The organism is Janthinobacterium darwini (genome assembly GCF_051380905.1).
Taxonomy (GTDB): domain Bacteria; phylum Pseudomonadota; class Gammaproteobacteria; order Burkholderiales; family Burkholderiaceae_D; genus Janthinobacterium.
The window spans coordinates 459,682-475,841 of the sequence record NZ_JBNYXX010000003.1; the positions used below are offsets into that span (position 1 = coordinate 459,682).

Genomic DNA, 16,160 nt, shown 5'->3' on the forward strand with positions numbered 1-16,160 from the left:
TTAAAAACGCGAGGTCAGGCCAAGGAACATACGGCGTCCGGGCACGTAGTAGTCGACCAGTCCATCGGCCATCGGTCCCTTCTTGAACAGGTTTTGCACGCCGCCGCGCACGGTCCACTGGGGCGTGACCTGGTACGACACGACCGTGTCGACGATGGTGTAGGCCTTGTCGGCCAGCTTGCCGGCATCGAGTTCCTTACCCGTGTACTGGGCCGACACTTCGCCGAACAGCTGGTCGTTGACTTGCCAGCCCAGCGCCGAGTACCACGACAGCTTCGGCGTGGACAGCAGGTTGGCGCCCGTGGTCAGGTTTTTCGCTTCCGCCATGTAGGTCACGTTGTTGCGCCAGTTCAGATTTTTCGTCAGAGGGATGGTGGCCGTCGCTTCCAGGCCGCTGGTGCGCGCCTTCTGGATATTCGTCATCTTGGTCCACCAGCGCTGCTGGTAAAAGCCCAGCGGCGCATAGTCGATCTTGTTCTTGAAATCCGTGTGGAAGTAGGTCAGGCCCACGTCCCAGCCATTCTGTTCCCACGCCACGCCGATCTCGCCGGCCGTGCTCGTTTCCGGCTTCAAGTCTGCATTGCCAGCCATGTAGCAGGAGCCTCTGATGTAGCCCAGCGGTTTGAGGCTGCCGCAACCGCGTCCGCCAGAGTTGGTTGCTGCTGCCGGCGAGTTTTCCTTCAGGCTTGGGGCGCGGAAGCCTTGCGAGACGCCGCCCTTGATGGTCCAAGCGGGGGCAGGGTGGTATACCAGGTACAGGCGCGGGCTGTAGTGGTTGCCGAACTTGCTGTGGTGGTCGAGGCGCAGGCCGGCTGTGACCGTCAGGTTGTCGCGCAGGAACAGCTGATCTTCCGCAAACAGGGCCGAGGTGGTACCCGATAGGGTCGCGCCGCTCACAGTGTTGCCCAGGTAATCGGTGGGCACGGTGCCTATGGTGTCCGTGTTCGTCAGCTCCTGGTGCTTCCACTGTCCGCCCATCACCAGCATTTGCTCGATGCCGCCCCAACCGAGCCGTTTTTCCAGGCTGGCATCGAGCGTGCTATCTTTGGATTTCGCTACCGAGCCGACGACTTCGTTATCGAAGTCGTTGTGATACAGGTTGACCGTCGTCTTGCCGAAGTCCCAGCGGCCTTCGTAGCCGACGCTGACGCTCTTGCGTATCAATTTGTTGGCGCCCCAGCTGTAGACCAGCGGATCGCCATTCTCATCATGCGCGCTCGAATCTCTGGCTTCCTGCCTGCCATAGCTGGCATCCAGCGACAGGTTCTGTTTCTTGCCCAGCGCCCAGGTCAGCTGGCCCGAGACAGTCTGGTTGCGTTCGCCGCCCATGGCGCCAGCTTTGTCGAAGAATTTTTCATCGGGATTCTGACGCGACTGGCTTACGCCCAGGCGCATGCCGACCGTGTCCGACAGGGGGCCTGCTAGGTTCACGCCCAGCTGGTGCGCCGTGCCGCGGTCGCTGTCCTGGGGCTGCGTGTAGTTGGCCGTGGCCGAACCGTTCCACTTGCCCGGCACCTTGCGCGTGATGATGTTGATCACGCCGCCCATGGCGTCCGAGCCGTACAGCGAGGACATCGGGCCGCGTACCACTTCGATGCGCTCGATCATGTCGGGCGAGATCCAGTTCAAGTCCTGGCGGCCCAGGTCGGGACGGTAGGCCGTGTCGGCCGAGCTGCCCATGCGCTTGCCGTCGACCAGGATCAAGGTGTATTTGTCGGGCAAGCCGCGCAGCTTGATCTTCGACGCCTCGCCTTCGGGGCTGGTGCCGCCCGTCACGCCGGGGATGCGGCGCAGCAGGGTGTTGAGGTCGTAGACGGGCTGGCGCTCGATTTCCTCGCGCGTGATGACGCTGATGCTGGCCGGCGCATCCTTGATGTCGATGGCCGTGCCCGACGCGGTGACGACCACCGTGTTCATGGTGGGATCGGCGGCCACATTGCCTTCGGCCCAGGCGTTGCTGACGGCCAGCGAGAGCAGGCAGGGCAGGAGCAGGGCGGCGGAATGCATGGAGCGGGCGGGAGCGGAAACGGGTCTTGCGAAGACGGGACTACGCTTGGTCATGGTGAACTTTCCGGATGTTGTTATTTCCTGGCTGCCTTCCGGGTGGCTCGGGTATAAATGAATAAAAAATAATAAAATGCGCTCGAATTCAGTTAATGAGAATAAGAATCGTTCTTATTGTAATGCCATCCTGGCAAGAAGGAAAGTGCTGAAAGGAAATAAAACACCGTTGCAGCGTGCGCATGGCAGGTGCAAACGTGAGAGTGTTATCTTGACTGGCATCTGGCGCGGCGTGTGCCAATAATGAAAGTAGTGCGATGGTTACTGGGGGAGGCGGCATGAAGGCGATGACAAAAACGATATCGGCACTGGCCTGTACCATGCTGCTCGCCGGCGGCCATGCCTGGGCACAGGAGAAGGCGGCGTCCGAGTTCTTGCCCGAGTCCTTGCCAATGTGCCAGCTCGACCCGCGCGACAGCAGCAAGCTGGCGGTGGAACCTTGTCGTCCTGCGCCGCCCGTGCAGCCGCGACGTTCTGTGGCGCAAGTAATCGGCCGCATGCCCGTGCAGCGCACAGCGTCGCCCGTCGTGCCCATGCCGCCCTTGCCGCCCAGCCCGGCCGTGCCCATGCCCGGCGCGCCGCAGCCCATCGGTGCCTGCGACACAGGCGGTTGCCGCGACGCGGCCGGCGCGCGCTACAACGGCGCGGGCAATGCCACGCTCGATGCCAATGGCCGTATCTGCCACCGCAATGGTGCTTTCATACAGTGTTTTTAGCCCTGCCATTCGTTGCCGCTGCAAGTTTTCGCTGAGCGCGCGCAAAAAGTGGCTACAATTGTCGCCGACATTACGTTTACGTAAACGTAATGATGGCATCATGCACCATGCAACCATCGGGCGCCGGGAACACGGCCCTTATCACTCAGGAGATTTCATGCAGATTCAGGACAATGTATTCATCATCACGGGCGGCGCATCGGGTTTGGGCGCGGCCACGGCGCGCATGCTGACGGCCGCTGGCGGCAAGGTCGTGCTGGCCGACGTGCAGACGGAAGCGGGCCAGGCGCTGGCCGCTGAACTGAACGGCGTGTTCGTGCAGTGCGACGTGACGTCGGAAGAAGATGGCATGGCCGTGGTGGCAGCGGCAGGCAAGCTGGGCACATTGCGCGGCCTGGTCAACTGCGCCGGCGTGGCGCCGGCCGTGAAAACCGTGGGCAAGGATGGCCCGCATCCGCTGGCCCTGTTCCAGAAAGTCGTCAATATCAACCTGGTGGGCACCTTCAATATGTGCCGCCTGGCGGCCGATGCCATGGCCAAACAGGATGCGACCGCTGAAGGCGAGCGCGGCATCATCATCAACACGGCTTCCGTGGCGGCCTACGATGGCCAGATCGGCCAGGCTGCATACGCTTCCTCGAAGGCGGCCGTGGTAGGCCTGACCCTGCCGATGGCGCGCGACCTGTCGCGCAACGGCATCCGCGTGATGACGGTGGCGCCTGGCATTTTCGAGACGCCGATGCTGCTGGGCATGCCGGCCGAGGTGCAGGATGCGCTGGGCAAGATGGTGCCCTTCCCATCGCGCCTGGGCAAGCCCGGCGAGTACGCGCAACTGGTGAAAGCCATCGTGGAAAACGTCATGCTCAATGGCGAAACTATCCGCCTCGACGGCGCCATCCGTATGCAGCCAAAGTAAGCGCACCTGGGCAATGCCCAGGGCGCTGTTGCATGGCCTCGCCGTACTATTCGTACTATCTTCGGCCACGCGCCTAGCCCTGAACATCGCCAGGCACTCTAACGAAGGCAGTGCCTTGACGGGCATTTGATGTAGGATACCCCCGTATGGAGCGTACAGCCTTGCTCGGCTGTGCGCCCTTTTTTTATCGGAGAATCCATGATCACATTGAAGCCGCTGGCGCTGAGCCTGACCTTGCTGGGAGCGCTCGCTGCCAGTCCCGTATTTGCCGAGGTGCCGCAAAAGGCGCCGGAAATCGCCACTGCGTATGCGGAAAAATCGGGCTGGGCGGCGCAGAAATTCATGGTCGCCGCCGCCAATCCGCTGGCCGCCGATGCCGGCTACCAGATGCTGAAAAAGGGCGGCAGCGCCATCGACGCGGCCATCGCCACGCAGCTGGTGCTCACCCTGGTCGAACCGCAGTCGTCGGGCATCGGCGGCGGCGCTTTCCTGCTGTACTCGACCGCCAAGGGCGTGCAGGCCTTCGACGGACGCGAAACGGCGCCTGCCGCCGCCGATGAACACCTGTTCCAGAATCCCGACGGCAGTCCCGTTTCGCGCGCCACGGGCGTGGTGGGCGGGCGTTCCGTGGGCGCGCCGGGCGTACTGCGCATGCTGGAACTGGCGCACAAGGAGCATGGCAAGCTGCCGTGGGCGACCCTGTTCGGCCCCGCCATCAAGCTGGCGCACGGCGGCTTTCCCGTCAGCCAGCGCCTCCACGGCCTATTGAGCTGGGACCAGGCCCTGAAGCGCGACCCTGTCGCCGCCGCGTATTTCTATGACCAGGACGGCAAGCCCTGGTCCGTCGGCCACGTGCTGAAAAACCCGCAGCTGGCGCGTACCTTGCGCGAGATTGCCCGTGGTGGCGCCGACGCCTTTTACCAGGGCCGCATCGCGCGCGACATCGCCGCCAAGGTGGCGTCGCATCCGACCAATCCGGGCAAGCTGACGGCGACCGACATCGCCGGCTATCAGGCCAAAGTGCGCGAGCCCGTCTGCAGCGACTACAAGGCATGGACCGTGTGCGGCATGCCGCCGCCATCGTCGGGCGGCATCGCCATCGCGCAGATGCTGGGCATGCTGGAAGTGAAGGATATCCGCCCGTATGCGCCCGTCGATGGCGTGCTCGATGCGCAAGCGATTCACCTTTTCTCGGAAGCGGGGCGCCTGGCTTACGCTGACCGTAACCGCTACGTGGCCGACACGGACTTCGTGCCGCTGCCGGGCAACGGCATTAGCTCCATGCTCGATAAAACCTATTTGGCGCAGCGCGCGTCGCTGATCGGCGAGAAATCCATGGGCCGCGCCTTGCCCGGCACGCCGCCCGGCATGCAGGTGGCGTGGGGCATGGACAATGCCTTGCAGCGCCCGTCGACGTCGCACCTGGTGGCCGTGGATGCCTTCGGCGGCGGCCTGTCGATGACCACCAGCGTGGAAGACGCCTTTGGTTCGCGCCAGATGGTCGACGGCTTTTTGCTGAATAACCAGCTGACGGATTTCTCCTTCGATTCGCGCGATGCGGATGGCCCTATCGCCAACAGAGTCGAAGCGGGCAAGCGTCCGCGCAGCGCCATGTCGCCCACCCTCGTGTTTGAAAAGGGGACGCACAAGCTGGTGCTGGCGACGGGATCGCCCGGTGGCTCGTCCATCATCAATTATGTCGCCAAGGTGCTGGTGGGTACCATGGACTGGGGCTTGAACGTGCAGCAAGCGATCAGCCTGCCGAACTTCGGCAGCCGCAATGGCCCGACGGAACTGGAAAAGGGCCGCGCGCCGGCTGCCCAGGTCGAGGCGCTGCAAGCCATGGGCCACGAGGTGCGCGTCATCGAACAGAATTCCGGCCTGCAGGGCATCATGCGCCTGAATGCGCATGGCAAGGATTTCTGGTTCGGCGGCGCTGATCCGCGCCGTGAAGGCATGGTCAGGGGAGATTGATTTTTTGATTGTTATTGTTGTTGAGCCCAAAGGCAAAAGCCGGGGGCAGTTCCTGCGGAAGCGGAATGCGGGGCCGTATTCCCCCAGCGGGGCTGACCCCGAAACTTTTCCACAAAGTATCAAGACCCTGCTAATCTGCCGCCATGGGAATGCAAAATAAAACAGGCTTGATACTCACGGGAGGGGGCGCCCGTGCCGCCTACCAGGTGGGCGTGCTGCAGGCAATTTCGGCAATATTGTGGGAAGCGGGCTGGGCGCCGGCGCGCAATCCGTTCGACATCATTTGCGGCACCTCGGCCGGCGCCATCAACGCCACGGCGCTGGCTTGCCGGGCCGACAATTTCGGCGAAGGCGTGCAAAAGCTGCTCGACGTGTGGCAGCATATCCAGGTCGAGCAGGTCTACCGCGCCGATTCGCTGGGCGTGATCCGCTCCGGCGCGCGCTGGCTGTCGCTGCTGTCGTTTGGCTGGCTGCTGCGCCAGTGGCATGCGTCGCCGCCCAATTCCCTGCTCGACAATACCCCGCTGGTCAGCCTGCTGCACCGCATGCTCGACTTGCCGCGCCTGGACGCGGCGCTGGCCGATGGCTTGCTGCATGCGCTGGCCGTGACGGCGTCGTCGTATTCGGGTAGCCGCCACATGACGTTTTACCAGACGGCCGCCGAGATCGCGCCCTGGGTGCGCACGCAGCGCCTGGCCTTGCAAGACCAGATCGGCGTGGAACACTTGCTCGCCTCGGCCGCCATCCCTTTTATTTTCCCCGCCGTGCCCCTGTACGTGGGCGGCCAGCGCGAGTACTGCGGCGATGGATCGATGCGCCAGCTGGCGCCGATTTCCCCGGCCATCCACCTTGGCGCGAACAAGGTACTGGTAGTGGGGGCGGGGCGCATGACGGAACCGGCACCCGCCGCGTCCGAAGCGGCGCGCTACCCCAGCCTGGCGCAGATCGCCGGCCATGCGCTGTCGTCGATCTTCCTCGATGGCCTGGCCGTCGACATCGAACGCCTGAACCGCATCAACCTGACCCTGTCGATGCTGCCGCCCGAGTTGCTGGGCAAGACGGCCTTGCGCCCGGTGGAATTGCTGGTCATCGCGCCGTCCGAGCGGCTCGACGCCATCGCCAGCCGGCATATCGGCAGTTTGCCGCGTCCCATCCGCACCATGTTGTCGGGCATCGGCGCTGCAGAAGCGCGCGGCGCGGCATTGGCATCGTATTTATTGTTCGAATCGACGTATACTAACGAGTTGATCCGTCTTGGACAGCGCGATACGCAAGCCCGCAAGGATGATGTCCTGGCGTTCTTTGGTTCTTGAGACGGCCCTTGGAGCGGCGTGCGGGTTTTTCGCGTTTTTTTTGACAGGACGATTGTGCTGGTATTTCGACGTGCTTGCGAAGTGGTATTGCTGTTGTCTTTGCTGCTGCCGGGCGGCCCGACCGTGGCGGCGCCTGCGCCCACCCTGCGTTTCGACCAGCTCAGCGTTGAACAGGGCCTGGCGCAGGAATCGGTGCTGGCTATCGCCCAGGACCGGCAGGGCTATATGTGGTTTGGCAGCCAGTCCGGCCTGAGCCGCTACGATGGCTACCGCATGGTCGTCTACAAGAATATCGAAGGCGACAAGACCAGCCTTGCCGACAACTGGGTCGGCGAACTGCATGTCGATAGCCAGGGCCAGCTGTGGGTCGGCACCGACAATGGCCTGGACCGTTTCGACGCCGCCAGCCAGACCTTCATCCATTACGTCCCGGCCGAAAAGAGCAAGCGCGGCAACGGCAACCGGCATATTCACGCCATTCTCGACGATGGCGCGCGCGGCTTCTGGATCGCCACCTCGGACGGCTTGCAGCATTTCGATCCCGCCACGGGCGTCTTCCGTACCTGGCACCATGAAGAAGGCAATCCGCACAGCCTGGGCGACAATGAAATCAAGGCGCTGGCGCTGGACGCGCAGCAGCGCCTGTGGATAGGCACGGTAACAGGCCTGGACATGCTGGCGCCGGGCAGCGAGCGCTTCGAGCATTTCGCCGTCGACACGGCGCCCGGCTCGAAGTACAACGTGATCCAGTCGCTGCTGGTCGACCGCCAGCAGAACCTGTGGATCGGCACCATGGCCGGCGCCGAGCGCTGGCGCCTGGGAGGCGCCGGCCAGGCGCCGCAGTCACGTCTGCGCCTGAATGAAAAACAGGGCTTTTCCGCCATCCGCGTGGCCAGCCTGTACCAGGATATTGACGCCACCGTCTGGCTGGGCAGCAATGCCGATGGCCTGTTCCGCTGGCTGCCCGGGAGCGATACCTTCCTGCAGTACCGCCACCAGACGGGCGACAAGTTTAGCGTCGCCGACAACCAGCTGTCATCGCTGTACCGCGACCGAGCCGGCACCTTCTGGGTCGGCTCCTGGTACAACGGCGTGAGCCGGGTCGACCTGGGCAGCGGCGGCTTTTCGCGCATGGCGCGGGCGCCCGGCGATGTGGGCGCGCTGGCGGACAAGAAAGTGCGCGCCGTGGCCGACGCGGGCAATGGCAAGCTGTGGCTGGCCACCAAGGGCGGCTTGAAACTGTACGACACGCGCGACGGCAGCTCGCGGCTGTTCGACCTGCGCAGTTCCCCCGGCATGTCGCGCGACGAGCAGGTCACCACCCTGTACAAGGCGCCGGGCGGCACCCTGTGGGTGGGCGGCTCGACGGGCTTGCACCGCTTCGATCCCGCACTGGGGCGTTTTTTTACCATGCGCTTTGCCGCAGGTGATCCGAACAGCGACACCATCCGCAATGTCATGAGCGACCGCAGCGGCATGCTGTGGGTTTCGACGCGGGGCGGCGTGCACCGCTTCGACCCCGTCAGCCGGGCTTTTACCACTTACCGCCACGATCCGGCCGATCCGAACAGCCTGTCCGACAACATGGTGCGGCCCGTGCTGGAAGACGGCAAGGGACGGCTGTGGATAGGCTCTTTCCACGGCCTGGACTTGCTCGACCGCGCCAGCGGCCACTTTCGCCATTTCCGTCACGATCCGCAAAACCCGCATAGCCTCAGCCACGACGAGGTGCACTACCTGCATGAGGACAAGCGCGGCGTGCTGTGGGTGGGCACGGCCAATGGCCTGAACCGCATGGATGTCAACGCGAAAGGCGAAATCCGCTTTCGCCGCTTCTTGCGCAAGGATGGCATGGCAGACGATGCCGTCGCCAGCATCCTGGGCGACGATAACGAGCAGCTGTGGCTGAGCACGAATAGCGGCATCACGCGGCTCGACATGCGCAGTGGCCTGTTCCGCAATTACGACAGCGCCGACGGCACTGTGGAAGGCTCGTATTTCGATGGCGCGGCCCTGCGCGCGTCGGACGGGACCATGTATTTCGGCGGTTTTAACGGCATGACGGCATTCGTACCGCAGGATATCCACGACAACCGCGTGCCACCGTTGGTGGCCATCACGGAGCTGCAGATTTTTAACAAGCCAGTGGCCATCGGCCGCGGCGAGTTCGCGCACGTACTCAAGACGGCGATCGACCTTACGCGCCAGCTGGTGCTGACCAACCGCGAAAGCGTCTTTTCGCTGGAATTTGCGGCCCTGCATTTCGCTGCGCCCCAGCGCAATATGTTCGCCTACCGGCTCGAAGGATTCGACCAAGACTGGGTCATGACGGATGCGGGGCGGCGCTTTGCCACCTACACCAACCTCGATGCGGGCAATTACGTGTTTCGCGTCAAGGCGGCCAACAAGGATGGCGTGTGGAACGAGAGCGGCGCCACGCTGGCCATCACTATCCTGCCGCCGTTCTGGAAAACCTGGTGGTTCCGTACCCTGTTGGCGGCGCTGCTGCTGGGCGCCGTGTATGGCGCCTACCGGCAGCGCGTGCGCGCCCTGCGGCGCCAGCAGAACGAGCTGGAAAAACTGGTCGGCGAACGCACTTCCGAGTTACAGAGCAAGGAAATCGAAGTGCTGGCCCAGTCGGAAAAGCTGGCGCAAGTCAACAGCAGCCTGACGAAAAACGAGGAAAGCCTGCGCCAGGCCAAGCGCAAGGCCGAGGATGCGACGCGCCAGAAGTCCGAATTTTTGGCCAATATGAGCCACGAGATGCGCACGCCGCTGGCCGGCGTGATCGGCATGCTGGGCTTTGCCCTGCGCGACGAGCAGCTGCACGACGCCACGCGGGAGCAGATCCTGCGCGGCCAGGCCAACGCCCAGTCGCTGCTGGTGATCATCAATGACTTGCTCGATTTTTCCAAGATCGAGGCGGGCAAGCTGAGTATCGAAAATATCGACTTCGCGCTCGGTGCAGCGATCGAGACGGTCGTCAGTCTGTTCGAGGAGCAGGCGGCCGCGCGCAGCATCGGTTTTGCCATCGATTTTGCGCCCGACCTGCCGCCCTTTGTGGTGGGGGACCCGACCCGCTTGCGCCAGGTGCTGGTCAACCTGGTCGGCAATGCCTTCAAGTTCACCCAGCGCGGCGGCGTCAGCGTGTGCGTCGAACGAGCCGGCGTGGCAAGCGGCAGGGGCGGACGCCGTGTCAATCTGATCCGTTTTACCGTCAGCGACAGTGGCATCGGCATCGATGCGGACGCGATGGCGCGCCTGTTCCAGAAGTTCGAGCAGGCCGACGCCAGCACCACGCGGCGCTACGGCGGCACAGGGCTGGGCCTGGCGATCTGCCGCCAGCTGGTCGAACTGATGGAGGGCGAGATCGAGGTGGCCAGCACGCCGGGGCAGGGCAGTACCTTTGCCTTCACCCTGCCGCTGGCCGATGGCGTGGCGCCGCCGCTGGTGCCGCAGGTGGCGTTGGCGCCGCACAGTCACCAGTTGCGCGTGCTGTGCGCGGAAGACTTCCCCACCAATCAGATCATCATCCGCGTCATGCTCGAAGAGCTGGGGCACAGGGTCGACGTGGTCGCCAACGGCGTGCTGGCGGTGGCGGCGTGCGTGCATACGCGCTATGACCTGATCCTGATGGACGGGCGCATGCCGGAGATGGACGGCGCCACGGCGACGCGTTTGATCCGTGTGGGCGGCTGGCCGGACCAGCCCGTGCGCGACCAGGAACTGATGATCGTGGCCCTGACGGCGAATGCCAGCGAAGAGGACCGCAGTCGCTATCTTGGCGTCGGCATGGATGATTTCCTCAGCAAACCCGTGGACGAGGCGGCGCTGCATGGCTTGCTGGCGCGCGCCATCGAGCGCCAGCTGCAGCGCGGTTTCATGTTGCCGCGCATGCCGTCGAACGCGCCGCGCGGCGTCGCGCGGGGGCAGGCCGAACTCGATGCCCTGTTCGGCATCGCGCCGGCAGTTCCTGTCGCGGCGCCTTCCCCATCCATCCGCAGCGGCGAACTGCAACGGCGCATCCGCGTTGCCTTCGTTGCCGACCTGGAGGGACGCCTGCGTGAACTTGACGCCGCCCTGGCAGCGCAGGACAAGGACAACGCCGGGCGCCTGTTGCATGGTTTGAAGGGCAGCGCCGCCTATCTCGATGAAACGCAGCTGCACATGCTGTGCACGGAAATGGAAGAGGCGGCGGACGGCGGCCGCTGGACGCAGGTGGCCTTGCATTTGCCGCAATTGCGCGCACTGTTGGCGCAAATAGCCGTTTCGGGCAAGGGGATGTAAAATAGGCAATGCCGGCCATCGAGCGCGCGGCGAAACTAGGAAGTAGACGGCCAGGCCCCTGACGCTGCCGGCAATGGAGAAAGCAATGAAAGTACTGGTGGTTGACGATGATGTCGTGTCGCGCATGGTATTGATGCACCTGATCGACAGCTGCGGCGTGCACGATATCGTGGAAGCCGAGGATGGCGCGGCAGCGTGGGAGCAGCTCGAAGGCGGCTTGCGTCCGTCGCTCTGCTTCTGCGATTTGCGCATGCCGCGCCTGTCCGGCATGGAGCTGCTGCAGAAAATCCGCTCCGACAGCGCGCTCGATGCCATGCCCCTGGTGCTCGTGTCGTCGGCCAATGACCAGGACACGGTGCGTGACGCAGTGCAGGCCGGTGCTGCCGGCTACATCGTCAAGCCCTTCCAGCCGGAGCAGGTGCGCCAGCATATCGACGCCTGCTTCGACGTCTCCGCATTGCCGGCCGAGGCGCCGCGCGACACCTTGCAGCGGCTGGGTATCGACAGCGAACGCCTGCTGGCGTATCTGACGGGCTTTCAGGGACAGATCGACGCCGCCAGCGAACAGGTCGACGCCTTGCTGGCGCGCGGCGAACCGGCCCAGGCGCGCCAGCAGCTCGAACGGCTGCACCTCGGTTGCCGCACCCTCGGTCTACATGGCGCGGAGGCCGGCATGATGGCCCTGCTGCAGGCAGCGGTGCTCGATAGCGGCCAGATACAGGCGGCCCTGGCCGCGCTGGCGCGCAGCGTGGCGCAGCAGGCGCGCCGGCTGCGGAAACAGGACGACCCTGACTGAATCTGCTGTTTTCTGCTTGCCGGGAAAATACTTTAGGTTTAAAGTATCTGCTTCCGGGCCTTGTGCACGCGCCCGTCACCAGCCAGGATGAGCATGAGCAGCGACCCTTCGCCTAGCACCGCATCTCCCCAGGACGACTTTGCGCGCACGCACCTGCCGCCGCGCGCACTCTGGCCGCAACTGTGCCTGGCCTTGCCAGAGCTGCAGTATCCGGCGCGTCTCAATTGCGTCGCCGCGCTGCTCGATGCGGCCGTTGCCAGCGGTGGCGGCGAGCGCACCGCCATCCTTGCCGACGGCCAGCGCTGGACTTACGCACAGCTGGCGCGCCAGGTCGACCGCATTGCCCACGTGCTGCGGACGGACCTGCGCCTGATCCCCGGCAACCGCGTGCTGCTGCGCGGCGCAAATACACCCATGATGGCTGCCTGCCTGCTGGCCGTGCTGAAGGCCGGATGCATCGCCGTGCCCACCATGCCGCTGCTGCGCGCGCGTGAACTGTCCACCATCATCGCCAAGGCGGAAGTGAACGCCGTGCTGTGCGCGCAGGGCTTGCGCGGGGAACTCGATGGCTTGCCCGGCTTGCCGGCCATGCTGTGCTTTGGCGCGGATAACGCCGAACTGGAACAGCGCATGGCCGCCCACGATGTACCCTTTGCCGCATTCGACACCGCGGCCGACGACGTCTGCCTGATCAGCTTTACCTCGGGCACGACGGGTGTGCCCAAAGGCACCATGCACATGCACCGCGACCTGCTGGCCATCTGCGACTGCTTTCCCCGCTCCATGCTGCAGGTGTGCGCCGACGATATCTTCATCGGCACGCCGCCGCTGGCCTTCACCTTTGGCCTGGGCGGCTTGCTGCTGTTTCCCCTGCGCTTTGGCGCGGCCACCGTGCTGCTGGAAAAACTCACGCCCGAGGGCCTGCTGCGTGCTATCGGCGCATACCAGGCCACGATCTGCTTCACGGCGCCCACCTTTTACCGCCAGATGGCGCCCCTGGCCGCGCAGCACGACGTGCGCAGCCTGCGCCTGTCCGTGTCGGCCGGCGAGGCGCTGCCGCTGGCCACGCGCGACGCCTGGCAAGCGGCCACGGGGCTGGCCATGACGGACGGCATCGGCGCCACCGAGATGCTGCACATCTTCATTTCCGCCACGGGCGAGGACATACGCCGCGGCGCCATCGGCAAGGCCATCCCCGGCTACCAGGCGTGCATCGTCGATGACGCCGGCGTGCCGCAGCCGCCCGGCGTGACGGGCCGCCTGGCCGTGAAAGGCCCCACCGGTTGCCGCTACCTGTCCGACCCGCGCCAGCGCGAGTATGTGCAGAACGGCTGGAACCTGACGGGCGACACTTTCGAGATGGATGGCGACGGTTACTTCTATTACCGCTCGCGTAGCGACGACATGATCGTCTCGGCCGGATACAACATCGCCGGCCCGGAAGTGGAGGAAGCGCTGCTGCGTCATCCGGCCGTGGCCGAATGCGGCGTGGTCGGGCGCGCCGATGCCGAGCGTGGCCAGATCGTCGAGGCGCATGTGGTGCTGAAGGACGGCTTCCAACCCAGCGACGCGCTGGCAGCGGAACTGCAGGACTTCGTGCGCCAGCAGATCGCTCCTTATAAATATCCGCGCGCCATCCGCTTCCTGCCTTCCCTGCCGCGCACGGAAACGGGCAAGCTGCAGCGCTTCAAACTTCGCACGGACACTCCATGAATATCGTCTGCATCGGCGGCGGCCCCGCCGGCCTGTATTTCAGCCTGCTCATGAAAAAGCAGAACCCGGAGCACTGCATCACGGTCATCGAGCGCAACCGCCCTTACGACACGTTTGGCTGGGGCGTGGTGTTTTCCGACCAGACCCTGGGCAATCTGGCCAGCGCGGACGAGCCGACGGCGCGCGCCATCCTGCAGGCGTTTAACCACTGGGACGATATCGAGATCCACTTCAAGGGCGAGACCGTGCGTTCGGGGGGGCATGGCTTTTGCGGCATCGGCCGCAAGCGCCTGCTCAATATCCTGCAGGCGCGCTGCGAGGAACTCGGCGTGCAGCTGGTGTTCGAGACGGAAGCGCAGGATGACCAGGCCATCGCGCGCCAGTACGGCGCCGACCTGGTGATCGCCAGCGACGGCTTGAACAGCCGTATCCGCACGCGCTATGCGGCCAGCTACCAGCCCGAGATCGACCAGCGCCATTGCCGCTTCGTCTGGCTGGGCACGCGGAAAAAATTCGAGGCCTTCACGTTTTCCTTCCGCCAGACGCCATATGGCTGGTTCCAGGCGCATATCTACCAATATGACGGCGATACGTCGACCTTCATTGTCGAAACGCCCGAACACGTGTGGCGTGCGGCGGGGTTGGACAGCATGAGCCAGGAAGAGGGCATCGCCTTTTGTGAGGCGCTGTTCGCCCAGGAACTCGATGGCCAAGGTTTACTGAGCAATTCGCCGCACTTGCGCGGCTCGGCGCAGTGGATCACCTTTCCCCGCATCGTCTGCCGGCAATGGGTGCATCACCAGGATGGCGTACCCGTCGTGCTGATGGGCGACGCGGCCCACACGGCGCATTACTCGATTGGCTCCGGCACCAAGCTGGCGCTGGAAGACGCCATCGAGCTGGCGCGCTGCTTTGGTCAGCATGCGGATAGTGCTGCTGGTACTGATGCCGCGCTGGCTGCCTACCAGCAGCTGCGCGCCATCGAGGTGCTGAAAATCCAGAGCGCGGCGCGCAATTCCATGGAATGGTTTGAGAACGTCGAGCGCTACAGCGCCATGGAAGCGCCGCAGTTCGCCTATTCCATGCTCACGCGCAGCCAGCGCATTTCGCATGAAAACCTGCGCCTGCGCGATCCACATTACGTGGCCGATTATGAACGCTGGCTGGCGCGGCGCGCGGGCGAACAAGCCGGCGTGGCGCTGCCGGACGTAGCCATGCCGCCCATGCTCACGCCGTTCAGGCTGCGCGGCGTGCTGCTGAAAAACCGCATCGTCGTCTCGCCGATGGCGCAGTACAGCGCCGTCGACGGCGTGGCGGGCGACTACCATCTGATGCACCTGGGCGCGCGCGCCATGGGCGGCGCGGGACTGGTTTTTGCCGAAATGACCTGCGTGTCGTCCGACGCGCGCATCACGCTCGCCTGTCCCGGCATGTACAGCGAAGCGCATACGCAGGCCTGGCGGCGCATCGTCGATTTCGTGCATACCGGCAGCGATGCGAAGATCGCCTTGCAGCTGGGCCACGCGGGGCCGAAAGGCTCGACGCGGCCCATGTGGGACGGTATCGACCTGCCCTTGAGGGAAGATAACTGGCCGCTGCTGGCGGCATCCGAACAGCAATACCTGGCCGGCGTGTCACAAACGGCGCGCGCGGCCACGGAAAGCGACCTGGCGCGCATCGAGCAGGACTTCGTGCGCGCTACGCTGGCGGCCGCCGTCGCCGGTTTCGACTGGCTGGAACTGCATTGCGCGCATGGATACTTGCTGTCGAGTTTTATCTCGCCGCTGACGAACCGTCGCACGGACGAGTATGGCGGCAGCCTGGAAAACCGCTGCCGTTATCCGCTGCGGGTATTCCGCGCCATGCGCGCCGCCTGGCCGCAGGACAAGCCGATGAGCGTGCGCATCTCGGCCCACGACTGGGTCGAAGGTGGCATCACGCCCGACGATGCTGTGCTCATCGCGCGCCTGTTCAAGCAGGCCGGCGCCGACCTGATCGACTGCTCTTCAGGCCAGGTCAGCAAGCTCGAACAGCCCGTGTACGGGCGCATGTTCCAGGCGCCGTTCGCCGACCGCGTGCGCAACGAGGCGGGCATCGCCAGCATGGCCGTTGGCTCCATCTTCGAAGCTGACCATGCCAACAGCATCATCGCCGCCGGGCGCGCCGACCTGTGCGCCGTGGGCCGGCCGCACCTGGCCAACCCGGCCTGGACCCTGACGGAGACGGCGCGCATCGGCTACAGCGGCGACGGTGCAGCGTGGCCGAAACAGTACCGGCCGGCGCAGCTGCAGCTGGAGCGTAATCTGCAGCGCGAGCGCCAGCTGGCCGCCGCCAACACGGGCCTGACCCCGCAACAGGTGGCCGCGCGGCTGCTGGAAGGATGA

The 16,160-nt window shown here is 64.7% G+C and carries 9 protein-coding genes; 8 read left to right on the plus strand and 1 reads right to left on the minus strand.

What is annotated here, in order from left to right:
- A complete protein-coding gene (locus ACQ4WZ_RS20560; RefSeq protein ID WP_436574382.1) occupies window positions 1–2,061 on the minus strand; it encodes a TonB-dependent receptor domain-containing protein in 2,061 nt (686 codons plus the stop codon).
- Window positions 2,062–2,348: 287 nt separating this feature from the next.
- On the opposite strand from ACQ4WZ_RS20560, the gene ACQ4WZ_RS20565 reads away from it, so the two are divergent.
- The 8 genes from ACQ4WZ_RS20565 to ACQ4WZ_RS20600 all read left to right on the plus strand — a co-directional run bounded on the left by ACQ4WZ_RS20565 (window position 2,349) and on the right by ACQ4WZ_RS20600 (window position 16,160).
- Window positions 2,349–2,777 (plus strand): hypothetical protein, encoded by a 429-nt coding sequence (locus ACQ4WZ_RS20565; RefSeq protein ID WP_436574383.1) that lies wholly within the window; start codon window positions 2,349–2,351, stop codon window positions 2,775–2,777.
- A gap of 157 nt (window positions 2,778–2,934) precedes the next feature.
- Window positions 2,935–3,693, plus strand: a complete 759-nt coding sequence (locus tag ACQ4WZ_RS20570; protein ID WP_071078915.1) for a 3-hydroxyacyl-CoA dehydrogenase — start codon at window positions 2,935–2,937, stop codon at window positions 3,691–3,693.
- Between the two features lie 198 nt (window positions 3,694–3,891).
- Complete coding sequence (gene ggt / locus ACQ4WZ_RS20575) at window positions 3,892–5,667, plus strand: gamma-glutamyltransferase (protein WP_133993728.1); 1,776 nt, start codon at window positions 3,892–3,894, stop codon at window positions 5,665–5,667.
- Between the two features lie 143 nt (window positions 5,668–5,810).
- Entirely contained in the window at window positions 5,811–6,980 is a 1,170-nt protein-coding gene (locus tag ACQ4WZ_RS20580; protein WP_101484304.1) for a patatin-like phospholipase family protein, read from the plus strand.
- Window positions 6,981–7,034: 54 nt separating this feature from the next.
- Complete coding sequence (locus tag ACQ4WZ_RS20585; protein ID WP_436574384.1) at window positions 7,035–11,267, plus strand: hybrid sensor histidine kinase/response regulator; 4,233 nt, start codon at window positions 7,035–7,037, stop codon at window positions 11,265–11,267.
- 85 nt (window positions 11,268–11,352) lie between these two features.
- Entirely contained in the window at window positions 11,353–12,063 is a 711-nt protein-coding gene (locus tag ACQ4WZ_RS20590) for a response regulator (protein ID WP_101484305.1), read from the plus strand.
- A 93-nt stretch (window positions 12,064–12,156) separates the two neighbouring features.
- Window positions 12,157–13,776, plus strand: coding sequence for an AMP-binding protein (locus ACQ4WZ_RS20595; protein ID WP_436574385.1), 1,620 nt, complete (start codon window positions 12,157–12,159; stop codon window positions 13,774–13,776).
- Window positions 13,773–16,160 carry a bifunctional salicylyl-CoA 5-hydroxylase/oxidoreductase gene (locus ACQ4WZ_RS20600; RefSeq protein WP_436574386.1) on the plus strand — a complete coding sequence of 796 codons (2,388 nt, stop codon included), beginning with the start codon at window positions 13,773–13,775 and terminating at the stop codon, window positions 16,158–16,160. The genes ACQ4WZ_RS20595 and ACQ4WZ_RS20600 overlap by 4 nt, the downstream gene beginning before the upstream one ends.

Coding starts and splice junctions, on each gene's coding strand:
- ACQ4WZ_RS20560 (WP_436574382.1), bottom strand. CDS start 2,061: ATGACCAAGCGTAGTCCCGTCTTCGCAAGACCCGTTTCCGCTCCCGCC.
- ACQ4WZ_RS20565 (WP_436574383.1), top strand. CDS start 2,349: ATGACAAAAACGATATCGGCACTGGCCTGTACCATGCTGCTCGCCGGC.
- ACQ4WZ_RS20570 (WP_071078915.1), top strand. CDS start 2,935: ATGCAGATTCAGGACAATGTATTCATCATCACGGGCGGCGCATCGGGT.
- ggt (WP_133993728.1), top strand. CDS start 3,892: ATGATCACATTGAAGCCGCTGGCGCTGAGCCTGACCTTGCTGGGAGCG.
- ACQ4WZ_RS20580 (WP_101484304.1), top strand. CDS start 5,811: ATGGGAATGCAAAATAAAACAGGCTTGATACTCACGGGAGGGGGCGCC.
- ACQ4WZ_RS20590 (WP_101484305.1), top strand. CDS start 11,353: ATGAAAGTACTGGTGGTTGACGATGATGTCGTGTCGCGCATGGTATTG.
- ACQ4WZ_RS20595 (WP_436574385.1), top strand. CDS start 12,157: ATGAGCAGCGACCCTTCGCCTAGCACCGCATCTCCCCAGGACGACTTT.
- ACQ4WZ_RS20600 (WP_436574386.1), top strand. CDS start 13,773: ATGAATATCGTCTGCATCGGCGGCGGCCCCGCCGGCCTGTATTTCAGC.